20 protein-coding genes and 1 other RNA gene are annotated in these 25,224 nt (G+C 42.3%); 18 read left to right on the top strand and 3 right to left on the bottom strand.

All coding sequences use genetic code 11. The features are described from left to right. Positions 1-80: 80 nt before the first annotated feature. A complete protein-coding gene (locus tag ACQKC9_RS00915) occupies positions 81-797 on the bottom strand; it encodes an SIMPL domain-containing protein (protein WP_102091728.1) in 717 nt (238 codons plus the stop codon). Between the two features lie 308 nt (positions 798-1,105). Between ACQKC9_RS00915 and ffs the strand changes: the two genes are divergently transcribed. The 12 genes from ffs (at position 1,106) to msrB (ending at position 17,608) form a co-directional block, all read left to right on the top strand. Then, positions 1,106-1,202, top strand: an RNA gene (gene ffs, locus ACQKC9_RS00910) — signal recognition particle sRNA small type. Between the two features lie 268 nt (positions 1,203-1,470). Continuing rightward, complete coding sequence (locus ACQKC9_RS00905; protein WP_427620159.1) at positions 1,471-2,067, top strand: LemA family protein; 597 nt, start codon at positions 1,471-1,473, stop codon at positions 2,065-2,067. 13 nt (positions 2,068-2,080) lie between these two features. Continuing rightward, a complete protein-coding gene (locus ACQKC9_RS00900; protein WP_427620158.1) occupies positions 2,081-5,053 on the top strand; it encodes a M48 family metalloprotease in 2,973 nt (990 codons plus the stop codon). Positions 5,054-5,167: 114 nt separating this feature from the next. Next, entirely contained in the window at positions 5,168-6,106 is a 939-nt protein-coding gene (locus ACQKC9_RS00895; protein WP_427620157.1) for a DNA polymerase III subunit psi, read from the top strand. Positions 6,107-6,198: 92 nt separating this feature from the next. Further along, positions 6,199-7,326, top strand: coding sequence for a 3-phosphoserine/phosphohydroxythreonine transaminase (gene serC, locus ACQKC9_RS00890; protein ID WP_427620156.1), 1,128 nt, complete (start codon positions 6,199-6,201; stop codon positions 7,324-7,326). A gap of 308 nt (positions 7,327-7,634) precedes the next feature. Further along, positions 7,635-9,467 carry an extracellular solute-binding protein gene (locus ACQKC9_RS00885; protein WP_427620454.1) on the top strand — a complete coding sequence of 611 codons (1,833 nt, stop codon included), beginning with the start codon at positions 7,635-7,637 and terminating at the stop codon, positions 9,465-9,467. Between the two features lie 323 nt (positions 9,468-9,790). Further along, positions 9,791-10,570, top strand: coding sequence for a hydroxyacylglutathione hydrolase (gloB, locus tag ACQKC9_RS00880; protein WP_427620155.1), 780 nt, complete (start codon positions 9,791-9,793; stop codon positions 10,568-10,570). Between the two features lie 102 nt (positions 10,571-10,672). After that, complete coding sequence (yejB, locus tag ACQKC9_RS00875; RefSeq protein ID WP_427620154.1) at positions 10,673-11,743, top strand: microcin C ABC transporter permease YejB; 1,071 nt, start codon at positions 10,673-10,675, stop codon at positions 11,741-11,743. 98 nt (positions 11,744-11,841) lie between these two features. Further along, the gene (locus tag ACQKC9_RS00870) at positions 11,842-12,855 is read left to right on the top strand and encodes an ABC transporter permease (protein WP_404692997.1); all 1,014 of its coding nucleotides are present in this window, start codon (positions 11,842-11,844) and stop codon (positions 12,853-12,855) included. Between the two features lies 1 nt (position 12,856). Then, the gene (locus ACQKC9_RS00865) at positions 12,857-14,536 is read left to right on the top strand and encodes an ABC transporter ATP-binding protein (RefSeq protein WP_427620153.1); all 1,680 of its coding nucleotides are present in this window, start codon (positions 12,857-12,859) and stop codon (positions 14,534-14,536) included. Positions 14,537-14,809: 273 nt separating this feature from the next. Then, positions 14,810-16,114 carry an iron-containing alcohol dehydrogenase gene (locus tag ACQKC9_RS00860; RefSeq protein WP_427620152.1) on the top strand — a complete coding sequence of 435 codons (1,305 nt, stop codon included), beginning with the start codon at positions 14,810-14,812 and terminating at the stop codon, positions 16,112-16,114. A gap of 279 nt (positions 16,115-16,393) precedes the next feature. Next, positions 16,394-17,608: a peptide-methionine (R)-S-oxide reductase MsrB gene (gene msrB / locus ACQKC9_RS00855; RefSeq protein ID WP_427620151.1), complete on the top strand. Its 1,215-nt coding sequence runs from the start codon at positions 16,394-16,396 to the stop codon at positions 17,606-17,608. A gap of 98 nt (positions 17,609-17,706) precedes the next feature. Here the strand turns inward: msrB and folE are convergent, their stop codons facing one another. Further along, positions 17,707-18,303: a GTP cyclohydrolase I FolE gene (gene folE / locus ACQKC9_RS00850; RefSeq protein ID WP_427620150.1), complete on the bottom strand. Its 597-nt coding sequence runs from the start codon at positions 18,301-18,303 to the stop codon at positions 17,707-17,709. A 541-nt stretch (positions 18,304-18,844) separates the two neighbouring features. On the opposite strand from folE, the gene ACQKC9_RS00845 reads away from it, so the two are divergent. After that, the gene (locus tag ACQKC9_RS00845; protein ID WP_102091718.1) at positions 18,845-19,654 is read left to right on the top strand and encodes an enoyl-ACP reductase FabI; all 810 of its coding nucleotides are present in this window, start codon (positions 18,845-18,847) and stop codon (positions 19,652-19,654) included. A gap of 133 nt (positions 19,655-19,787) precedes the next feature. Further along, entirely contained in the window at positions 19,788-20,483 is a 696-nt protein-coding gene (locus tag ACQKC9_RS00840) for a YoaK family protein (protein WP_427620149.1), read from the top strand. Positions 20,484-20,565: 82 nt separating this feature from the next. Here the strand turns inward: ACQKC9_RS00840 and ACQKC9_RS00835 are convergent, their stop codons facing one another. Continuing rightward, positions 20,566-20,727, bottom strand: a complete 162-nt coding sequence (locus ACQKC9_RS00835; protein WP_197411792.1) for a hypothetical protein — start codon at positions 20,725-20,727, stop codon at positions 20,566-20,568. 375 nt (positions 20,728-21,102) lie between these two features. Here ACQKC9_RS00835 and ACQKC9_RS00830 point away from each other — a divergent pair, with 375 nt between their 5' ends. From ACQKC9_RS00830 to ACQKC9_RS00815, 4 genes are all read left to right on the top strand, one after another. Then, positions 21,103-22,524 carry an SLC13 family permease gene (locus ACQKC9_RS00830; protein ID WP_427620148.1) on the top strand — a complete coding sequence of 474 codons (1,422 nt, stop codon included), beginning with the start codon at positions 21,103-21,105 and terminating at the stop codon, positions 22,522-22,524. 155 nt (positions 22,525-22,679) lie between these two features. Further along, the gene (locus ACQKC9_RS00825) at positions 22,680-23,678 is read left to right on the top strand and encodes an alpha/beta fold hydrolase (protein ID WP_427620147.1); all 999 of its coding nucleotides are present in this window, start codon (positions 22,680-22,682) and stop codon (positions 23,676-23,678) included. Continuing rightward, a complete protein-coding gene (locus ACQKC9_RS00820) occupies positions 23,671-24,465 on the top strand; it encodes a metallophosphoesterase family protein (protein ID WP_427620146.1) in 795 nt (264 codons plus the stop codon). Before ACQKC9_RS00825 ends, ACQKC9_RS00820 begins: the two co-directional genes overlap by 8 nt. An 85-nt stretch (positions 24,466-24,550) precedes the next feature. After that, positions 24,551-25,141 carry a DUF1543 domain-containing protein gene (locus ACQKC9_RS00815; RefSeq protein WP_427620145.1) on the top strand — a complete coding sequence of 197 codons (591 nt, stop codon included), beginning with the start codon at positions 24,551-24,553 and terminating at the stop codon, positions 25,139-25,141. Positions 25,142-25,224 lie beyond the last annotated feature (83 nt).

The following is a 25,224-nucleotide window of genomic DNA, read 5'->3' as shown; positions in this document are numbered from 1 at the left end:
TTGAATATAAAGGCAAGCACCGTTAACGATGCTTGCCTTTTTTAATGTAAATCACTTATTTTATTTAACTATAAGCTGTTTTATTTAGTTAACTCGATAGTACCGTTAGCAGTCACCGAAATAGTGCTATTGCCAGACTCAAAGCTTTGGCTTGGTACTGACTCATCTGCCATTCCTGATTTCATGCTCATAGCGCTATACATCGGACGTGGGTAGTTGCTACCTGTGTTTAGGTTAACATTGACGACGCGGTAGCCACGAGCATCCCACGCGCGGGTAAGGCTCTTAGCTTGCTGCTGAAAAGCGCGAGAGGCTTCGGTCATTAATTTTTGCTCTAGAGCATCCTTTTTGGTATCTGATACGCCAAAATTAAGATTGTCCATCACCAAGGTTTCTTGCAAATCAGCAATTAGTTGGCTAGTCGCTGAAAAGTCTGTACTTTTTAAGTCTATGTTTGCTTGACCTGTCCAGCCAATGATTTTATCGTTTTTGTCGTAGCGTGGATAGGTGCGCTGTTGCCCTGTGCTCACGGTCACGCTAGGGTAGCGCTTGGCGATTTTCATGGCATTGTTGATTGAAGTATTGAGCATTGTAGCTAAAGTCTTAGAGTCAGTTGCTTGTGCTTTTTTGTACAAGCTGGCGCGTACTTCGTCGTTCTGAATCTCTTCTTTTATTTCTGTCTGAAACGTTAGTTGATCATAGCCTGTTGGCTCTGCATGGGCGCTACCCATCATCGCTGTCATGAGACAAACCGTACCAGAAGCTAGTGCTGCTTTATTCAATAAAGTATTTTTCATTATTATCTCCTAAGTTGATTCTAATAATATATAAATGACAATTATCAACGCTCATTTATACACGAAAAGTTGTCCCTATTGTTCTCTAGAAATCGACATGGGTACAACTTCATTCACTAAAATAGCAAAATTCATATAAGTTGCTGTGAGAATTTTGTGACCTAAGTTGCTGATATAATTTGTGCTCATATATTGCTGGCATGAGCTAATGAACTAAATGACAGTGTTATTTAGGGTCTAAAGCAAACAGTTTTAAGATAGGGGTTGTAAAATTAAAAATTTCTTGTATAATTTGCGACTGGTGGCTCCATTGGTAGCCTCGCAACATTGTTCTATGAATCCCGCCAGGACCGGAAGGTAGCAACGGTAATAGTTATAGTGTGTGCCGAGGATGTGCTTTTGGAGTCGCTTTTTTTTGCCTAAAATTTGATAATTATATTTATAAAGTACAAAAAATCTATTTGTGATGTATTAAGCCCTTCATTGTAAAGGGCTTTTTTTTGGTCAAAATTTTGTCTGATGGTTATCTATTTGCTTATGGAGTTTCCAATTTAATTTCCTGTTCGATTTCCTTTGTAGTTCTGATCTAGTTCTAAGGTTTTATTGATTAATATGAGTTAAAATACAATGTATTAACTTTTTATTAACATTCTAGACACCTTGGAGTTTGATTATGAAGATGTTTGTTTGGCTATTCATTGCATTTGTGGTGTTGGTAGTTGTGTTTGGGGTATCCGTTTTTAATAGATTGGTACGCGCACGTAACCAAGCAAAGAACGGCTTTGCTCAGATAGATGTGCAATTAAAGCGTCGTCATGATCTGATTCCAAACTTGGTCGAAACCGCCAAGCGTTATTTGAGTCATGAAGAAGAAACACTCACTCGCGTCATTAGCGCGCGCAATCATGCCCAAGATCTACAAGACTCTAATAAGCATCAGCCAGACTCGCTAGAGCACATGGCACTATTTGCAAAAGCAGAAGGTATGTTGTCTAAAGCGTTGAGTCAGTTCTCTGCTGTCGTCGAAGCCTACCCAGAGCTAAAAGCCGATAGTATGATCAAAGAGCTCATGAACGAATTAACCAATACGGAAAATCGCATCGGATTTGCGCGTCAGCATTATAATGACAGCGTGATGTTTTATAATAATGATCGCGAAGTATTCCCGAATAACCTCGTTAGTACGACTTTTGGCTTTCGTCCACTCAGTCAGTTGGTATTCGAAGATAGAGAAGCGATTGCTCAGGCACCGATTGTCAATATGGGCTAAGGTTTAGATAATTTTGGCGAACTCTAGGCAGCCTAATCTGATGGATTTTTTTGGTGAACAGCGGATACGTACGCGGCGCAGTCTATTACTTTATGGACTGTTTTTCCTGATTGTACTTGCTCATATGGCTGTAGGACTGGCTGTCATGTCTATACTGCTGACAGTATTTACAGGCGGCATATATCATTGGGTATTGGTTCTGGTCATTGTCTTGACGTTAGGCAGTTTCGTTGGTGGTAGTTTTTTAGAATATCGACGCCTGCGAGCAGGTGGTCGCGCTATTGCTCAGCGAGTAGGGGCGGTTAGGCTGTTTATCGATAACAGTCAAGAAGCATGGGAGCACAGTCAAGGAGTCGCTCATCAACACGAAGCTGAAGAAAAGGTTCGCTATAGTTCACGTCATATAGCAGTACGTGACGAGCGCGATTTTCCGCCCGTATATCGCCGCTATTATGAAATTGCACAGCAACTGGCCATTGCGGCAGGTTTGCAAACTCCTATTTTGTACGTGCTACCTGACGAGCAGGGTATCAATGGTTTCGTCGCTGGTCGCCATAGCTCAGATATGGTACTCGTCGTTACTCAAGGTGCGCTAGATAAACTGTCTGATGAGGCGCTATATGGACTCATTGGTCATGAATATGGTCATATATTGCACGGTGATGCTACGTTCAATTTACAGCTGATGGTGGTATTGGCAGGCTTGCAGATACTGTATGACTGGAGTGACCCAATATCCAATCACATCTCTAATAGCCTCTCTAATTATAATCACTTTGATAGCGATAGTATCTCCCAAAAGTCTCTATCACAGAGACAGGTTGATATGCTAGCGCGTAACACAGAAGCGCAAACGGCCAATTTCAACACGCATAGTGAATGGGTCGCCTACTGGCAGCAGCAATCACAACAACAGCAGTCCTCAGCTAAGCGTCAGTCTAAATGGGTACAAATGCCACCTATCATAGATCGTCAAGCCCCGCGTAGTGTCTGGACATTGCTACTGCATGGTTTAAGCTTCTCTAGTATGGCAAGCGCGCAGTTGATTAAGCACAGTTTTAATCGTGAGCGCGAGCTACTTGCTGATGCCACTAGTGTTCAATTGACACGTACGCCTGCGATTATCGAAACCTTAAAAGCCATTCATCAAGACCCGCTCGGCTCGCGTTTGTCTGGCATCGCCGATATCAACGGACTCAGCCATTTTTTCTTTGCTAGTAGTGGGGCAGACTTAGGGGATGTGTCATGGTTTGCCACCCATCCAAGCTTGACTGAGCGTATGAGCGCTATTAATGCGGATGCTTATCATCAGTTTGCGGTACAAGTCGCCAAAGAAAAGCGAATAAATCAGCAAAAGGTCAAAGAAATATATAGGCAACGCCGCTTAGGTGATTGGGGAATAACGAAAGAAAATAGCCTAAGTGAAGATTTCCCAGAAAAAAACTTGCAGCAGTCGGCGTTACTTGGATCTCAAACAGCTGCAACGATTAATATAAGAGACAATAAACAGACAAGTGACGCAAAAGTTCTTGCTGAATCTATAAGCGAAAATCGTAATAAAGATAATGGCGAATTAGAGATTGATGACGGTTTAGAGTTTGCCGTAGAAGCTGATGTGGTGGTCGATGGGCGGCTTCAAGTACAGGCCGAAGACGTTGGCGTTCATCAGCTATTAAAACCGTGGCAGTCCAAACCTGACGCTGACCTACCAGAAAACACATTAATTGGGTTTAATGATATTAAAAAGGTATCACTACCTCAGTACATACTCAACCATAGTCATCATCCTCTAGGTGCGCTAGCATTAGTCGAAGCTGTCTTGCTTTGTCATCAGCATCAATCATTATCAACGACTGCCACTTATAGTTTGAATGATATTTGGAATGATGGCTTCTCTGTTGCGACTGACTCGACTTCCCATGAGCAAATATTACCGCATAGGATAGATACTAAGCTGATGACAGTAGTAGCCAGTTTGGACAGACGTTTAGACAGCGCTTTGATTGAGCTCGCCTTAAACCAATTGCATCAAAAGAATTTATCTGAACTATGTATTGAAGATCTAAAGCTCAAAAGTAAAAACGATCATAGTCACGACAGTCATCAGTACTATAAAAAACAAGAGAAATGCCGTACGATGTTGTTGCGTTATCAGCAGGGCATATTTGAGCTGTTTAACCAACAGCTGACATCTGACTTAACCAAAAGCTTAGCTTCTGATTTGTCAGATAAAAATATAGCTAGTGATAGCTCTCATGCAATTGTTCTGAATAACCCATTAGCTTTAGCACATCAAAAATCGCCAATATTGTCACTATGGCAAGCGTTACATTTGCAGCAGTTACTACCGATATTGTCTGAAGTTTTACAAGATACAGACGCGCAGTCTCTATGGCCGCAAATACTGAAGACTGGTATGGAAGACGTAAGGGCGCAACTAGATCCTTCGGGTCAAGTGTTTACAGGACTTAGTAAATCAGAAGTATCAGTTGTTGTCTTATTGGCTTATCGACTATCAAAAGATACCAAAGGCCAGATGATCTCAATGCATGACCGATCGTTATTGAGTGAAGGTAACGACAGTGTGGCGCATTATATTGTAGATTTGAGACGGCATGCGCGCTTGATTAATATTGCTCTCGTGACAGTAAGCGATGTTAATTTACAGTGGCTATTATTGACCGCACAGCACTTGAATAGCATTCAGTTATTGGCGATTATTTCTGCGGTTCCTGTCTCTGCCAATCACTATCTCAAGCGCTTGGTAGGTGATCAGAGGGTTGATAATTATCGAGAGAAGCAACAGGATGGTAGCCAAATAGATTATAATGAAAGTGAAATGAACCAGCCGACTCATAATGAGTATCACCAATGGCTAAGTACGTTGCATACAGTGATGTTACACGATACGATAATCAGCCAAGATGAATACGATTGTTTGCTGGCAATATCAGAGCGTTGGCTCGGTATTCGACAGCTGTTTTGACGGGTATGTATTTAGTATTTGATTAATAGTGTGAAGCATATTCTGTGAGAGCTGCCAAAATAATAAACATATCTATAAATGATATAAACAAAATGAGTAGGATAGTAGAGTCGAATGAGTGATACCCAAGACCCACTAAGTGTATTACAGCGCCGTGTGCAGCAACGCCAAATTCTAGCGATGATGGGTATCAATCAGTGGGTACAACCTGAGTCAGAAACCATCAATATGGCTGACATCGCGACAGATTCGGTTGAGCAATCACATATTGATTCCACTGATATTGAGTCTAACAACAACGAAGTAGTGAGTGCTAAAGCTGTAAACGCAGTTGATCAACCGACTGATGGTTATGATATCAATAATTACAATGCTAGCGACTATGTTACCGATGAGTATGATTCTGATTTGCAAGCTACCACTGAACAGACGGCTAGCGAGCAAAGCCCTGTTACTTATAGTTTTGATTCCGTTGATTCGAATACTGTTAGTTCAAGTGCTGCTAGTTCAAATATTATTAGTTCAAGTACTGGGTCTAACTATCATGACATCCCAAGTACTACATCGAACCAAACTGCTGTAACCTCTACGAATGCACATATTGAGCAACCTCAATTCGCGCAGAGTGATTTTCCGCAAAGTAATTTTCCGCAGAGTGCTAGTGATGACAGCATAAATGATGATAGCTTAAAAAAAGTAGCACCATTTGACCTGCAAGGTTGCCGCTATGGTGACTGGGTAATATTGGTTGATATCAAAGCGCTGAATAGTGACAGTCAAAAACTATGGCAAAACATCACTCAAGCGCTATCAATCACTTGCGAGACAACATCATTCCCGATTTGTGATGGTATGGATACTGCTGAGCTTGCTAATGCCAGTCTTGCAGGATATATTTTTCGAATTGGCCGAAGCGAAGAGATACAAGTTGCTGCACTAACAGCGCTACCTGATAGCCTTCAACATCCCAACCTGATCACTGTGCCGACATTAGAAGAAATGCTCGCAGACAGTGATGCTAAACGTCAGCTGTGGGAACAGATATCTCATTGAGTTGTATAAAAACTAACATCAATACCAATGCCTTTATCAACAAACTGAAATAAAAAACATCCTTTTATTTCATCATACCTAGGACTGTGATTATGCCTACAACCCCAACGTCTACAGCAACTACTACACCGCATCGCCTGCCAAATTTTTGTGCTGGACCTGCTACCATGCCAACAGCCGTATTAGAGCGTGCACAGAGCGAACTGCTTGATTGGCAAGGTCGCGGCCTATCGGTCATGGAAGTCAGTCATCGTAGTAAAGAGTATATGGCCATTACTGACAAAGCAGAAGCTAAGCTACGCACGCTTATGGAGATACCAGATAACTATAAAGTGCTATTTTTGCAAGGTGGCGCTAGCTTACAGTTTTCTGCGATTCCGTTGAATCTGTTAAATGGCGGACGCGGTGACTATTTGACGACTGGTGCATGGTCAGGTAAAGCGATCAAAGAAGCCAAGCGCTATGAAGCATTGGGTTTGGGCGAAATTAACCTAGTTGCGACTGGTAAAGAGAATAACTTTACTGACGTACCAGCGCAAAGCGATTGGAATATCAGTGAAGACGCGTCTTACTTTCATTACTGTGCCAATGAGACAATTCATGGCCTACAGATATTTGAGCCACCACAAGTAGATGCACCAATCATTGCTGATATGTCATCTTGTATCTTGTCGCAGCCGATAGATGTGTCTAAATTTGGCATGATCTACGCGGGCGCACAGAAAAATATCGGTCCTGCAGGTCTGGTTATTGTCATTATCCGTGAGGATTTGATGGGGCAGGCAAGTGAATGGTGTCCTATGCTGCTGAACTATGAGCATCAAGCTGACAAAGAGTCTATGTCTAACACGCCAGCGACGTACTCTTGGTACTTAGCTGGGCTAGTGTTTGATTGGTTGGAAGAGCAGGGCGGTGTGGCTGCTATCGGTAAAATCAATCAGCAAAAAGCTGACTTACTTTATAAGACAATCGATGAGAGCAGTTTTTATAATAATCCAGTAGATTCTAAATATCGTTCTATCATGAATGTGCCGTTTACTTTAGCAGACAGCAACCTTGATAAAGTATTCTTAGAAGAGTCAGAAAAAGCTGGCTTGTTAAATCTAAAAGGTCATCGTGACGTAGGTGGTATGCGAGCCAGTATCTACAATGCCGTACCACTTGAATGGGTACAGCAGCTGGTTGACTTTATGATTGCCTTTGAAAAAAAGCACGCCTAAGCAAAATAATAACTGCTAGCGTATAAAGTCTTGCTATATAAAATGTAAATCAAGAAAGGCGCAACTGATCATGGTTGCGCCTTTTTTATATGTATAAGCAGACAGTTTGGTCGTGCTAGCGCGTAGTAATAATGGTTTGTCGTGGATATCGCTGAATGCTATCACCATTAAGTCATATCCATGGCAAACCATTAGGTTAAAAAACCTAAGTTTGTTATGATAAAATTTTGCTATAACGCTGTTTTGCTGTCAGGCTTTACGTTTTGATATTTATATTGGTTAGCATAGAGGTTTGTTATAACGTCATGATAATAAAAAACGCCCTGTTAAAAGCCATGTTGCTAACCATCACCGTCAGTTGGATACCGAGCAGTATCGCTGCACCTATCACGACGACCGCGCTTGGTCACAATAGCCCCACTGAGTACATCGATGCACCTTACTTACCTTATGCCAATCCAAAAGCGCCATCAGGAGGCACGCTTTCTCTAGATGCTCGCGGTACGTTTAATAGCGCCAACAAATGGATGACTACAGGCGTCGCGATGATTGGCACAGACTATCTGTATGATACTTTGATGACTGGCTCATTAAATGAAGCATTTACCATGTATCCGCAGCTGGCAAGTAAAGTGACATATGACCCAGATGATACAAGCTGGATTATATATCACCTCAACCCTAATGCTCGTTTTTGGGATGGGTCTGGTGTGACCAGTCGCGATGTGAAAGCAACTTTTGAGGCGATATTGAACAAAGGCCCCATGTATATTCGCAGTTACCTAAGTGATATCAAAGACATTCAAATCATTAATGATCAACAAGTAAAGTTTGTCTTTGCCTCTGCTGAAAACAAAGAGATTTTACTGACTGTTGGCCAGTTTCCTATTTTTGCCAAATCTTCCATTGATACCGATTTTGAGAAAATCAGTCTGTCACCATTGATGGGTAGTGGTCCTTATAAATTGGGACGCGTCGATGCGGGACGTTCGGTAAGTTATATACGTGATCCCAATTATTGGGGTCATGATTTGATGGTCAATCGTGGCCGCTACAACTTTGATATGATCAAGTTTGTTTATTATCAAAGTGATGAGATTGCATTTGAAGGTTTTAAATCTGGTCAATACCGTTTTCGCCCCGAAAATAAAGCATCTAACTGGGTAACTGGGTATAATTTCCCCGCGGTAAAAGCAGGGCTTATCCAAAAAGAGACGATAACCAGCCAAAATCCAGTACCGATGCAGGCATTGGTGATGAATTTGCGCCGCCCAATATTTCAAGATATCAAAGTTCGCCAAGCACTGACAGCTGCTTATGATTTTGAATGGATGAATAAAACCTTATTTCATGGGCAATATGAGCGCTTGCAGAGCTTTTTTCATGGCTCAGAGCTTGCCGCAACGGGTACACCATCTGATGCAGAGATGCAGGTATTGACGCCGTTATTGTCTGAGCTCGAACCGATTCAGCGCCAAGCAACATTAGCAGAATGGCAGCTACCTACCAGTGATGGGAACGGCTTTAATCGTCAAGGGTTATTAGAAGCGCGTAAGCTATTGTTAGAGGCTGGGTTTTATTATGAGAACATGAAACTATATCAACCTGATGGGTCGCTTGCTCAGATTGAGATTTTGATGACAGGCGAGACCATGGGTCGTGTCTTGTTGCCTTATATTCGCAATCTAAAACGCTTGGGATTTGAGGCAACATTGCGCCAAGTCGATGGGCCACAGTATTATGAGCGTATGCGCCGTTTTGACTATGATATGGTCGTGGACGTATTTGCTCAAAGCCTATCTCCTGGTGCTGAGCAAGCGGCATTCTGGGGAAGTGCTGCTGCTGACGAGCCGGGTAATCATAATAGTGCTGGTATCAAGAATGCCGCCGTCGATAAGGTCGTTGCTGCCCTTGGTAATGCTAAAAATCGTGACGAGATTGTACTGTATACGCAGGTGCTAGATCGGTTGTTGCGCGCAGGGCATTATGTCGTACCGCTATACGGCAAATCTGGCACCAATGTCGCCTACTGGGATCAGTATCGCCATACTGAAAAACTACCGACCAATGCTGTTGGTATCGATTACTGGTGGGTGGATAAAGAGGCAGAAGGGCGTATCAATAAATATTTAAAACAATAAACAGTATTTACTATAAAGTTTGACCCGATAACAACGGACAGCTGAGCATATATGTTGTTTTATTAAATATATGCTATTGCTATCAAATAACAGTTAGATTAGGGCGTGTCCTCATTTTAAAAATGGTGATAAAAATGAGATAAATTGCCGTCAAACGAGGAAAATAGTGCAGATAATATCGAGATATTGACCAACTATTTGACGATGTTTGGCAAAATTTAGCTGTTTTTAGCCCATTTAGAGGACACTCGTTTGAATTGAGAACACGCCCTAGATAATTCAAAATAACACGTAACAAAAATAACTACCGGTAAGGATTTAACATGAGTATCCATATTCACCCAATCAAAGCATTTAGCGATAACTATATCTGGACATTGATCAATGAAAATAATAAGCAGGCGATTGTCATTGATCCAGGTCAAGCCCAGCCGGTCATTGATTATCTAGAGACGCATGAGCTTGAGCTAACCTCGATTTGGACGACTCACCATCATCATGATCATATCGGCGGCGTCGCAGAGTTACAGGAATCGTATCCGATGACTCATCTGGTTGCGCATAGTGAGCATGGCGTCGATGAAGACCAAACTATCAAAGACGGTAGCACGGTAAGCGCATGGGGCTGCTCTGCGCAAGTCTGGGATGTGTCAGGGCATACCGCTAGCCATATGGCCTATATCTTAGATATTGATGGGCAAAAGCACTGCTTCTGCGGTGATACGTTGTTTAGTGCAGGTTGCGGGCGTGTGTTTACTGGTACGATTGATCAATTGCATGAGAGCTTTAAACGTTTGAACGGCTTGGCTAGTGAGACACTGCTGTATCCTGCGCATGAATATACAGCGAGTAATCTGCGTTTTGGCCTGTCTATTGAACCTGACAACGAAGCGATGCAACAAGCATTAGCACGAGCAGAGGTGCAAACTGAGCAAGGCATGGCAACGCTACCAGTGACACTAGAGCATGAGCGCGCGGTAAATGTGTTTTTACGTACACAAGAGCCGAGTGTAATCGCAGGGGTTAAATCAAAAATGCCTATCGATGATGAGAAGTCATTGACGGTATTTGCAGCGTTACGTGAGCTAAAAAACAACTTTTAAAGCAGATGTTGAACAAATAGTTTGCTTTCAAGCATCTCTTTAACACAAGCAATTCGCTGCTGAACGTCATTGTTATCTCTCTTTACTTAGGAAGTCGCCATTATGGGTCGTTATATCTTAAAAAGACTACTACTGATATTGCCGACACTATTTTTGATCTTGCTTGCCAACTTTGTAATCGTACAGGCGGCACCAGGCGGGCCTGTTGAGCAGCAGCTGGCACTTATCGAACAGGGTGCAAAAGACAATGCGCTTGGTGGTAATATTGGTGCGGGCAGTGCAGGTGGCAACGACAGTACTTATCAAGGCACGCGAGGCCTCTCTGAGGAGATGGTCGCTGCGATCAATGCCCAATATGGCTTTGATAAATCTGCTCCAGAGCGGTTTTGGCTCATGCTAAAAAACTATGTACGGCTGGATTTTGGTGAGTCGTTTTTTAAAGGTCAATCAGTGACCGAGCTGATTGTAGAGAAACTGCCTGTTTCAATCTCGCTTGGACTATGGAGTACGCTGCTCATCTATTTGATCGCTATTCCGCTAGGCGTCTATAAAGCGATGCATCATGGCTCAGGCATTGATAAAGCCACGGCTATGCTGCTTGCTATAGGACATGCGATACCTGTGTTTGTCTTTGCAGTGATTTTACTGGTGTTCTTTGCGGGTGGCAGCTATTGGAATATCTTTCCATTACAGGGACTGACGTCCGAAAATTTTGATCAGCTAAGCGCGCTTGGTAAAGTAAAAGATTACTTTTGGCATTTGGCGTTACCGCTGCTGGCAAGTACTGTAGGCGGTTTTGCAGGTTTGACCTATTTGACCAAATTTAGCTTTTTAGAGGAACTGGGCAAGCAGTATGTACTGACCGCTCGCGCTAAAGGCTTAGGTGAGCGTCAGGTGCTATACGGACATGTTTTTCGCAATGCGATGTTGATTATTATCGCAGGTATTCCAGCCGCTATTGTTGGTATCTTCTTTGCGGGTAATTTTTTGATTGAAATTATCTTTAAACTTGATGGCCTCGGCTTGCTAGGTTTTGAAGCCATTCAACAACGCGATTATCCAGTGATATTTGGCACGCTATTTATCTTTACCTTAGTGGGGCTGCTACTGCAATTAATCAGTGATTTGAGTTATCACTTAATTGATCCTCGTATTGATTTTGAGGGCCGCTAATGTCAAATAATCAATCTTCATCAAAAAGCAGTATTATTAATAGCGAACCAGATAAAGCGCCAATGCCTGAGCAGCTATCTACCACAAAAAAGCAACGCTTGAACCCTATATGGCAAGCACGTTTAAATCGCTTTCGCCAAAATCGTCTTGGAGTGATATCACTGTTCGTCTTCGCAGTGATATTTGTTATCTGCATGGCCGCGAATGTTATTGCCAATGACAAACCATTGTTAGTGCAGTATCAAGGCGATTATTACTTTCCAGTATTAAAAGCTTATCCTGAAACGACGTTTGGCGGTGTATTTGAGACCGAAACCAATTATAAAGATCCTGCAGTGCAGTTGCTGATTGATGAGCAAGGGTTTTATATAATGCCGCCTATCCCGTTTGCCGATCAGACGCCCAACGTCGAGCTTGGTCTGCCTTATCCAGCAGCGCCCAATGCCCAGAACTGGCTTGGTACTGATGATATGGGGCGTGATGTGCTGGCACGGATACTTTATGGTATGCGAGTGTCGTTACTGTTTGGTCTGGCCTTGACGCTTGCGGGCGCACTGATTGGGATCATCGTCGGTGCGGTACAAGGCTATTATGGCGGCTGGGTAGATCTGGCAGGGCAACGATTTATGGAAGTATGGGGCGGTATGCCTCAGCTATTTATGATTATTATTTTGGTCAGTCTGTTTAGTCCTAGCATTATTATGCTGTTTGCCATGATGCTACTGTTCGGTTGGATGGGACTGGTTGGTTTGGTACGAGCAGAGTTTTTGCGAGCGCGCAACTTTGACTATGTGCGAGCTGCACGCAATTTAGGTGTTTCGGACAGCCAAATCATGCTCAGACATATTTTACCCAATGCGTTAGCTTCTAGTTTGTCGCAGTTGCCATTTATTCTAACGGCTAATATTATCGCTTTAACTGCGCTGGATTTCTTGGGATATGGTTTGCCACCTGGCTCGCCTTCTCTTGGTGAGCTAATGGTACAAGGTAAAAATAACCTCGATGCACCTTGGCTTGCTTTGTCAGGATTCTTTAGTTTGACCTTTATTTTGTCATTGCTTATCTTCGTTGGCGAAGCGCTGCGTGATGCGTTTGATCCGAGGCGTTCTTAACATGACTAAAAATATTGTCGCTACCGAGCACCACAACGCTTCAGATGAAAGCCTTAATAGTGCACAAGATAAACTTATGCTAACCGTAGATAAGCTCACTATCACGACGACTACAGGCGTCCAATTGGTCGATGCGCTGTCTTATGAGCTACGACAAGGGCGAACTCTGGCCATCGTTGGTGAGTCGGGGTCTGGTAAATCAATTGCCAGTCTTGCGCTATTAGGTTTGTTACCAGACAGCCTCACCGTTACTGGTGAGGTGCAGCTGGCAAGTACAACAGGCATGTCGACCTTGCCCATAGCGAATGATAAGGCGCGTAATGCCGCATTACGTGCTATTCGTGGACAGCGTATCGGTATGGTGTTTCAAGAGCCAATGACCGCATTAAATCCGTTACATACGGTCGCCAAACAAATCGCTGAATCGTTGCGTCTAGTTGGCGTAGCTAAGAAGCAATGGCGAGACACCAGCATTGCTTTGCTAAATGATGTCAATATTGCAGATCCTTCTGACAAGTTGAGCCGTTATCCACATGAGCTATCAGGTGGTCAGCGCCAGCGAGTGATGATTGCCATGGCATTGGCTCAGCAGCCTGATATTCTAATTGCTGATGAGCCAACGACTGCGCTCGATGTTACCTTGCAACATGAGATTTTAGCGCTACTAGATGATCTAAAACGCAAGCACAATATGGCGATGATATTAATCAGTCACGATCTCAATCTGGTCAGGCGCTATAGTGATGAGGTTATCGTTATGCGTCAAGGCCAAACGATTGAACAGGGCAAAACGTCAGTAGTATTTGATCAGCCTAAGGCCGATTATACGCGTACCCTTATCAAGCAAGACTTTGGGCAAGCATTAACCATAGAAGACGATAACGTAGATAAACAATCAAGCGTATTAGAAGTGAAGCGTCTTAACGTACAGTTCCCAATTGAAAAAGGTCTGCTTGGTGGTACTAAGCGCTGGTTCGATGCGGTTAAAGATGTCGATATGACACTGCAAAAAGGTCAGGCATTGGGTATCGTTGGAGAATCTGGCTCTGGTAAAACCACCATTGCACTGGCGCTTAGTCAACTACTGAGCAACCAAGCACGTGTGAATGGGCAGATAGTGGTCAATGATCAAGATATTTCAATATTGTCCAAAAAAGCGCTACGTAACTTCCGCTCGCAGATACAGATGGTATTTCAAGATCCATTTGCCAGTATTAATCCGCGTATGACGGTCATGCAAATCGTGGAAGAGGGATTGCTGGTACAAGGCGTAGCTAAGGTCGCCCGTCAGCAAGCAGTGCTAGATAGCCTTGCTACGGTACATTTGCCTTTAGCATTTGCGCAGCGTTATCCTCATGAGCTGTCAGGTGGCCAGCGTCAACGCGTGGCACTGGCGCGCGCACTTATTATGAAGCCAAGCTTACTTATATTAGATGAGCCGACCTCTGCGCTCGACAGTACCACACAGGTCACAGTAGTTAGTTTATTACGTGAAATTCAAGAAAGACTGCAAATCAGCTATGTCTTTATCAGTCATGATCTCAAGGTAGTACGTGCACTGTGTCAGCATATTATGGTGTTAAAACAAGGCACTTGCGTAGAATCTGGACGTACCGAAGATCTCTTTAATCATCCACAACATATTTATACTCAGCAATTGTTAAGGGCAAGTACTGACTAGTCTAAACGACTTACTGTAGCCAATTAGACTGATCAATCAAACTAAGCGACTAAAATAAGCGGCTTGGTATAAAATTGACACATTGCAGTTCATAATAATAGCGACATATTGAAAAAAGCAGTGGTACAATAATTTTAGAGAGCTGCCCATTTTATAATGCTGTGATGCGTATCTTTATACATTTTGGCGCTCATAAATTAGTAATATTTAACTGGCTGCCCAAAACGGTCTTTATTGCAGTTAAAACCATCATTAAAAAGGATTTTTGTGCTCATGAAAACACAAAACAGTATTACTAAATTGGTAAAGAACAACAGTTTGCAGCATGCTGGTTATTTGGCTGTCGCTAAGACTCGGGCAAAGGTATTAAAAGCAGTGTCTTATGTGATACCTATCAGAAGACCAATGCTCTTTGTCGGTGAGACTGCCTGTGATGAGCTATGCGATATGCTTATCAATGAAGGCAATACCAATGTGTTTATTGTCACGGATACAGTGCTCAACAAACTGGGTATACCTGCAAAAGTTACCGATTATCTAGATGCGAAAAATATCAGTTATCACATCTATGATGGTATTACGCCAGATCCTACTTTTAAAGTAGTTGAAGAAGGGCTCCGTCAGTCTATAGAAGCCAATTGTGACTCTATCGTAGCCATTGGCGGCGGCTCAGTGATTGATGCAGCCAAAATGATAGCCATGTCTCAAGGCAATAAATGCAAGCCCAAACAGCTAATCGGTATTCTTAAGGCAAGAAAGCCTGCGACCCCGCTATACTGCGTACCAACGACAGCTGGCACGGGTTCAGAAGCGACGCTTGGCGCAGTAGTATCGGATGATAAAACACATCAAAAAGCATTGTCTATCGACCCAAGAATGGTACCGCTAGCCGCAGCGATTGACCCAGTTATTATGAAAGGTATGCCAGCCCATATTACAGCAGATACTGGTATTGATGTATTGACCCATGCACTAGAAGCATGGATGAGTGCCAATGCTAGCGTAGAGACAGATTACTATGCAGCCTCTGCCGTAAAATCTGTTATGCATTATCTACCACTAGCTTATAAAGACGGCGGCAATCTAAAAGCAAGAGAAGAGATGGGTATCGCTGCTCATTATGGCGGGATCGCCTTTAACAAAGCAGGTCTGGGCTATGTGCATGCTATCGCGCATCAGTTAGGCGCTTACTATAGTATTCCTCATGGTCGTGCCAACGCCATCGTGTTGCCTTATGTACTTGACGTCAATCGCAAAGCGAGCAAAAAGAGACTGGCTGCATTGGCTAAAAGAACCGGTATGGTACAGAATGGTCAAGCAGCTAATGGCGATAGTGAGATAGCAGATAACCTGATTGCGCAAGTTAGAGACTTGATTGCAGATCTAAATATTGATCCAACTGTCAATGGTATGCAAACTAGCGACTTTAATGATATCGCAAAGGCAGCAGCAAAAGAGGTCAGCGATACTTATGCCGTGCCAACTTATCTATCAGCCGCTGAAATCAAGGAAATTCTAACGAAGATTAAGCAGGCTAGTGATGAACGTGCTGATAGTAATAATGAAACAGCGTCATAGTTTTTTATAGAGCTAGTGATATTAAAATAAAAAAGTCTATTACTCTTTGGAGGATAGGCTTTTTTAATGCATTGAGATAATAAAGCTTCTGTCTTATTTTCATAGTTAATTCATACTAAAATATATAATCGTTATCAAACAACCGTTTAATTTATCTTGTGATTACACTCAGTTGCTAAAAAATATCTTAATAAACTGTAAATATATAACAGTATAGGAATGTTTCAGTGATACAAAAGCGTTAGGATATTTAAAGGACATTACGCTTAGGAGATTTTTATGAACCGCATATTACCATCTAGAATTATAGGGTTAGTTATCATAGCGAGTAGTGCGATTTACGCAGGTTGCGCATCAACTGAAAACAGCTCTACTGTAAAGAACACAACTGCCGCTAACCCATATGCACCGACTACGCCAGGATTGGCAGTAGCCACGGTAGCCGGTGGGTGTTTTTGGTGTGTCGAAGCAGGTTATGAAAAAATCCCTGGCGTCGTAGAAGTGGTGTCTGGCTATACGGGTGGCACCGCTGAAAACCCAACCTACAAGCAGGTATCAGCAGGTGGTACTGGGCATACCGAGGCAGCGCAGGTGTACTATGATCCTAAGAAGATTACTTACAATGGCATAGTACAGGCACTATGGAGAATCGCTGATCCTACTGATGATAAAGGACAGTATGTTGATCGCGGCACACAGTACCGTCCAGCGATTTTTTATAATAATGCGCAAGAAAAGCAAATCGCAGAAGCGGCCAAGCAGTCACTGCAAGCTTCTGGTGTTTATGATAAACCAGTAGTGATCGAAATTGTTCCTGCTAGTACTTTTTATCCTGCTGAAGAGTATCATCAAGATTATTATAAAAAGAACCCAATACGCTACAAAGCTTATACCTTCAATTCTGGTCGCTATCAATTTATCGAGAGTGTCTATGGTAAAAACTACGAGCTTGATTTTAGTAAGTTTACGCCCGAAGCAGATAGCACACAGCCAGCAATGTCAAATAACACATCAGATAGCAAAGTAAGTAAAGGTTTTAACCCAGAGACATTCGTAAAACCTTCACAAGATGCGCTAAAAAAGTCTCTTAGTGATATTCAGTACAAAGTCACCCAAAAAGAGGGTACTGAGCGCGCCTTTGATAATAAGTATTGGGATAACAAAGAGCCTGGATTATATGTAGACGTCGTATCTGGTGAGCCACTGTATTCTTCGCGTGATAAATATAAATCTGGTACGGGCTGGCCGAGCTTTACTCGCCCATTGGATACGAGCTTAGTAGTTGAAAAGCCAGATCGAGGAATATTTGGAACCCGTACTGAAATTCGTAGCCGTTACGCGGACTCACACGTGGGCCATGTGTTTGATGACGGTCCAGCACCGACAGGCAAGCGCTATTGCATGAATTCAGCAGCGCTCCGCTTTATTCCACTGGCGCAGATGGAAGCTGCTGGTTATGGCGATTGGATAGATGATGTAAAACCAGTTGGTTAGTACTATTTTTCCATCGCTCAACCAAACAAAAAGGACGCATCATATGCGTCCTTTTTGTTTGGTTGTTATTCACAACAGCCTAATCAATTAACAGCGACTTAAAACGCTGGTTGACGCTTAGGTACCGCACCCAAAAATTCATTACGTGCTTGATTATTGTGTTGATATTCACCAAGCATCGCGGTACTACGCGTGGTTGAGTGCTGTTTGCTGACACCGCGCATCATCATACACATGTGTGAGGCATCCATAACGACTGCTACGCCGCGACAGCCGGTAACATCCATGATGGTTTGTGCAATCTGTTCACTCAAGTTTTCTTGTATTTGCAGACGACGAGCAAACATATCGACGATACGGGCAAATTTTGACAGTCCTAGTACTTGGCCGTCAGGTAAGTAGCCGATATGAGCGACACCATGGAACGGTAGCATATGATGCTCACACAGTGAATAAAACTCAATGTTCTGTACCAGTACCAGCTCGCGATTGGCTGATGGAAACACAGCATCATTGACCACTTCATTTATACTTTGATGATAGCCTTGGGTCAGATGGGCAAAGGCCTTTGCAGCACGTACAGGCGTATCTAGCAAACCCGGACGATCTAAGTCTTCGCCAGTTGAAGCAATCAGTTGGCGATAAGATTCGGTACTTTCTTTATAATCTGGGGTTATGATGGGGGTGTTACTCATAAGTTTGGCAGCCATCCAAAATGTGGGTGTAGCTTAACGTTGAATCCTATCATGTGAGGATTCTTATAAAAATTGTGCAAGCTGGGAAGGGCTGTGATTATACTCGAAATCTGCTGAACTTCATACTGCTGTAGCTAGCAGTTGAGTCTTTAATCAATAAAGGGGTGCTTGGTACTTAATGTAAACGGTTGTAGTGTTAATATTCGAAGTGCGATTTTTTCATGAAATAAGCAAACTACTATAGTCTGAGTATTTTATCGTGAAGCATTGATGCTAAAATGCAATCTAATAACTCGCGAAAAACTCTCATTGTCGATACTACTTTAAGCAATAAGTCGTTGTTAGGTATTTCTATTCTATTAGCTGTTTGTATTAGTCAGTCCAATAACAAGAACCAAATACAGTTTACGACTGTTTACTTAAATTAATTCGTGTATAATAACTCATCTTTTCATTTGTACTATTTAGTAGTCTCAATCTTCTAATTACTCTAAATAAATTCTTATTCTAAATCATCTCGATTGATTCAAAAGGAAATCTTATGCTACTGCAAGGACAACGATTTGTCGTAACTGGCATCGCAAGTAAACTCTCTATCGCTTGGGCTATCGCAGAAGCGCTGCACCGCGAAGGGGCCTCACTAATTCTGACTTACCCGAATGACAAAATCAAAAAACGCGTCGATATGGCCGCCGAAAAATTCGAAGCGGATTTGGTATTAGAGTGTGATGTCGCCTCTGATGAGTCAATTGCTTCGTGCTTTGAGCAAGTGACTGCTCACTGGGGCGACGGTATTGATGGTGTGGTACATGCCATTGGTTTTGCACCGATGGATCAGCTAGATGGGGATTTTGTGAATGCCACTACGCGTGAAGGCAGTCACATCGCGCATGATATCTCTAGCTACAGCTTTGTTGCATTGGCAAAAGCGGCTCGTGAGTTACTAGCGATGCGTCATGGTTCTATGCTGACACTGACCTATGAAGGTAGCATTTCAGTATTGCCAAACTACAATGTCATGGGTATGGCAAAAGCCAGTCTTGAAGCCAGCGTTCGTTATTTAGCAACGTCTATGGGCGGTGAAGGTATTCGTGTTAATGCGATATCTGCAGGTCCTATCCGCACGCTAGCGGCTAGTGGTATTAAGTCTTTCCGTAAAATGCTCGATATCAGCGAAAAAATTGCGCCACTACAACGCAACATCACACAGACAGAAGTAGGCAACGCCGCATTGTTCCTATTGTCGCCGTGGGCATCTGGTATCACAGGCGAGATTATGTTCGTTGATGCAGGCTTTAATACAGTAGCTATCAGTGAGCAGTTGATGATGCTTGATGAACCAGCACAGTAATTGTTATAGATGATTCGTTTGATAATAGAAAAGACAGCCAATTGGCTGTCTTTTCTAGTTATACTATGAGTCTTTTGGCTACGTGCTTTTTTAGCAGTGTGCACTTTTAGTTAGGTGCCTTTGGACGAGGGATATGATAACCAAGTTACCAAAGTGGATACTATGGGGCGGGGCAGTATTGGCATTTAGTGCTGGTTGCGTGAATACGACGGCGTTAATGGGGTTTGCCAATTTATCAGTGTCGCACGTCACGGGCAATGTAAGCTTGTTTGCAGCGGCTATCGCTCATTCAGACGCGCGTAGTATTTTATATATTGGTACCTTGTTACTGTCCTTTTTGGCAGGGGCTATACTAAGCGGTTTTGTCATTGGGCAGACATCATTGAAACTCGGTCGTCGTTATGGGCGAGCGCTATATCTAGAAGCAGCACTACTTTTAGTTAGTTATTGGCTATATCAACAACATGATTACTTGGGGCAATTAGCAGCAGCAATGGCATGTGGACTGCAAAATGCGATGGTGGCAACTTATAGTGGGGCGGTCATTCGTACCACTCACTTAACAGGGCTGACATCAGACATGGGTGCAGCAATCGGTAACTGGCTTGCTGGTCGCTCTATTAGTAAGCCAACCTTGGGGTTCCAAGCCATTATCTGGTATTGCTTCTGCGGTGGTAGCGCAGTAGGTGCTCTCTTGTTTGCAAAAGTCAGCTATGATGCTTTGTTCGTTCCCATCGCGATTGTGTCGACAGCAGCATTTGTATACAACTATGTCTCAGATCATCTGCCAGAGGTGAGAGAACCAAAAAAAGATAGGCGCTTATCATAGTGATAAACGCCTATCTTTTCTGTTTGTACTAGATAAACATAATCTACTTAAAAATGAAGATAAATGTCATTGTTAATGAGATTTATTTTCTATCTTCTTCATGATCTTCATGTTCATGCATACCTTGCATCATATCTAATACAGAGTCGTCAGTACGCTGTTGATCTTTTTCGGCCAACCCATCTTGGTTAATGTCTTTTGGTGCCATTTTGGTGGTTGCATCAGTTTTATTTGCGTCTGTCATAAAGTTATTCCTTTTGTTTTTATTGATAATTTTCTATTTAACCTTTTGATTATGTGGTATCAGTTTTTGCTTGTATAGCCCTAAATGATTAATGTTTAGAGGCTTTATGTAATTTTTATAAATCAGGATCTGTATGAAAGCAGTGAGAGAGCCATTGTTTGAAAATTAAACTAGTCGAAGGGTAACCGCTATTAACGAATCAAACAGATAAGCTAAAGAAACAAAATTAATCAGATTGTATTCATATATAAATTATTCTGATATGATATTTTCCCGCGTAATATTCGCTATATGAATATCATGATGTCATACAATAATTGTGTATTGCAATAATTTTTGACGTCATATTCCCTCTGGAGGCAATAAGGATAATTTATGTCAGAGAAAAAACTGGATAGCCATCTTCCTAATGATGGCAATGAGTATTTATTTACAGATACATTCCCAAAGGGAACGGGAAAAGGGTTGATCGTGGTCGCCATCGCGGCAATCATTAGCTTTATTATTTATAGCGTATTACCATTTGAAGTCAGTGCGAATAAAGGACTAGCGTTGTTATTCTTTATTGGCGTGCTATGGCTCACTGAGGCGATACACGTCACTATCACTGCGATTTTAGTAGTTGTAGTTGGTACCTTGGTTGGCATTCCTGATTTTAATGCTGAAGTAGGTCTGCAGAGCTTCGCCAGCCCCATTATTTATCTCTTCTTTGGTGGTTTTGCCTTGGCTGCCGCGTTACATGTACAAAAGCTCGATAGAAAAATCGCGCTAAAAATTCTATCGTTGTCGGGCGGCAAGCTCAGTACAGCAGTATTTTTGATATTTGGTGTAACGGCATTCTTGTCCATGTGGATTTCAAATACAGCAACAACGGCAATGATGTTACCGTTGGCCCTCGGTATTTTGACGCAAGTTGATAGTAAAGAAGATCGCGGTACTTTTGTATTTGTACTGCTCGGTATTGCTTATTCAGCAAGTTTGGGTGGTTTGGGCACGATTGTCGGCTCGCCACCAAATGCCATTGCTGCAAAAGCATTGGATATCGCATTTGTTGATTGGATGAAGTTTGGTATTCCAATGATGCTGATACTACTACCAGTACTGTTGGGTGCGATGTATTTGTATCTAAAGCCGAACCTAAACCGTACTATGCAGCTAGAGCAAGATGAAATCATTCCTTGGACCAAGACACGCGTATTAACAATTACTGTTTTCATTGTCACGGCAGTTAGCTGGATATTGTCTAAACAAATTGGTGCTGCAGTTGGTATCGAAGATACAGATGCTGTTGTTGCGTTGCTTGCGGCAGTGGCGGTCGTGAGCTTAGGTCTAGTTTCGTGGAAACAGGTATCAGACAATACGGATTGGGGCGTACTCATGTTATTTGGTGGCGGTATTGCGCTATCAAATATCCTAAAAGTATCGGGTGCGTCATTAGTATTGGGCGAGACGGTTGCTAATGGCTTACAAACAGCGCCACTATTGGTGGTGATGCTTGCAATCTCAGCCTTTATTATTTTCTTGACAGAGTTTGCATCAAATACGGCTTCAGCCGCGCTCTTAGTACCTGTGTTTGTGGCAATTGCTGAGCATATGGGTATACCGAGTGAGGTCTTAGTACTTATTATTGGTATCGGTGCGTCTTGTGCGTTTATGCTACCAGTTGCCACACCGCCAAATGCTATTGTGTTTGGTACAGGTTTGATCAAGCAAACAGAGATGATACGTACAGGTGTCATCCTTAATATTATCTCTACTATCATCGTTGGGTGTTGGGCATACTTTTTCTTATTGTAGTTAAATAGCTCATGTAGACATAGTCATATGTACAAATGCTAAAAACCCCAATGTTCAAGACAAATTGAACGTTGGGGTTTTTTATGGCTTATCATACGAGCTAGCGGTATAGAATGTTTATTATTAACGTCATCTTATTAAATGGAATTGATCACATGACACAGTACTTATTAAAAGCAACTGTTCTGATATTACTAGGCGCAATTGCCGTGTTAATGGCATTTATAGCAAAATATTGGGCACCTGATCGTACCATCGCTGAGTTAAAACAATGGCAACTACCCAACAGCGAATTTATAGACATACAAGGTATGCAGGCGCATGTAGTGCAGTCAGCTAATTGTCATACACACCGTGGCGATGCAGCCGAAAAAAACCGACCCGAAACAATCGTTTTATTGCATGGTACATCGGCAAGTTTGCATACATGGGAGGGCTGGACCAAGGCGCTGTCTGATCAATACTGTGTCGTGAGCATGGATTTGCCAGGGTTCGGTTTGACCGGTCCTTACGTTGACGAGAGCACGCGATACAGCAGCGAAAATTATGCGGCGTTTGTCATTGAAGTACTCAATCATTTGAAATTGGATCGTGTCACGCTAGCCGGTAATTCATTAGGAGGCAAGGTAGCGTGGCGTACCGCCGCTTTGTACCCTGAACGTGTCAGTCAATTGATATTGGTAGACTCAGTTGGTTATCCAGCAACGCCAAAACATGTCCCTATTGGTTTTAAACTTGCTAAATATCCAATGATGTCACCAATTTTAAATCGTATCCTACCCAGAAGTGTTGTTGAGAAAAGCGTTTTAAGCGTGTATGCCGATGACAGCAAAGTCGATGAGAAGTTGATTAATAGATACTATGAACTGACCTTGCGCCAAGGTAATCGGCAGGCTTTGAGTCGTCGCCTAAATGAGACTGATGATGACAGTGATCAAGCTCAAATAAAGCAGCTGGACATACCGACTTTGATCTTATGGGGTGTAAAAGATGACCTTATTCCTGTAGAAAACGCCGCGTTATTTCATAGAGATATACGTAATAGTCAGCTTAAGATATTTGATAACTTAGGTCATGTACCGCACGAAGAAGATCCGTTAGCAACCATTGACGTTGTAAAGCAGTTTTTGATTAGTGAGTCAGGAAATGGATAACTTAGAAAAGAAACGGATAACAACCATCGCTGCGATTTCAGATATTCATAGTAATGTCTACGCTCTTGAAGCTGTGCTTGCCGATATAAGATATCGAGATGTTGATCAGATTGTCAATCTTGGTGATATTTTGTACGGGCCAATAGCGCCTTATGCTACCTATGAGCTATTAATAGCAAATCGAGATGATATTATTACTATTAGAGGCAATCAGGATAGGCAGATTTATGAAGCCACTACGGCAGAAATTGCTAATAATCCAACCATGGGTTTTATTATCAAAGATCTCTCTAAAGAAGCGATTGAATGGATGCGGTCTTTGCCATTTGATTTTCATGTCAGTGAGGATGTATACCTCTGCCACGGTTCGCCGACCGATGACATGATATATTTACTAGAGGATATCGAAACGGGTCAACCAATAGTGCGTAATGATGCGACTATATTGGCGTTACTTGATGGTATTGATAATGATGTTATCTTATGTGGTCATACACACATCCCGCGAACAGTAGTACTGTCGTCAGGACAAACTATTGTGAATAGTGGTAGCGTTGGCTATCCAGCTTACGAAGATGATTTGCCTATTATTCATAAGATGCAAACTTATGCGCCTCATGCTAATTATGCTCTTATCAAGTGTATTGAGACTCAACAAGGTAAACATTGGCAAACTGAGCATGTCAAGGTGGCTTATAACCATGAAGCAGCAGCAAATATGGCTCTAAGAAACGGACGTGAAGATTGGGCATTTGCATTGAAGACGGGTAGAGTAGTTCCAGTATGACAGTACTTAAAAACATTCTATCCTAGCACTAACAGCATTACCTTTAGATTAACTATGGATTTTGTTTTAATAGAGGTTACGTAAAATGCTAACACTATATATGGTTCAACTGGGCGGTCGTCCTAAAGGCCGTCTGATTGAGCAACACGATATTTTTTTTGGCGCAGCCAGTCAAGTGAGTGGCTTGATAGCAGATATCAATGAACATTGGCCTGAGGTAAAAGATAAATGGCATATTGATTCATATCGCGAGATTACCAAAGTGAGTGGTTATGCCATCAAGTTAATTGAACCAAGTGAGCAATTAAAGGCTGCTGCTGACTTAAAGTTATTCTTTATCAATCTAGGTGGCTATCAGCAGGACAGTTTTGAAGAATTTCACTACAAGCTACTCATCGTTGCACCTAACCAAGCTGACGCGATCAAACAAGCAAAAAAAAGTGATTTTTATAAGCAGTTTACTCTTAAAGATGAAACGTCACCTTTTAATGCAGCTTCTCATATTGATGATAAGTTTGCAGTAGATATAGATGACATATATAACGTAAACGATCTTATCTCCAATGTTCAGCTTTCGATTGAGCCTATCAGTGATATAGATGAGCTGAATGCTTGCAAAGACAAAGAATACGTCGGTTATCTAAGCATCAAGAATTTAAAGAAATTGGCGCTATAATAGATTTATCTAAATTTTATAAAAGTAACCCAATACACGCCTCATTAAATGAACTTAATGGATAGCTTAAGTTCGGATACGTT

This window comes from Psychrobacter sp. NPDC078409 (assembly GCF_050268505.1).
Taxonomy (GTDB): domain Bacteria; phylum Pseudomonadota; class Gammaproteobacteria; order Pseudomonadales; family Moraxellaceae; genus Psychrobacter.
This window is presented reverse-complemented; position numbering and strand designations above follow the sequence as displayed.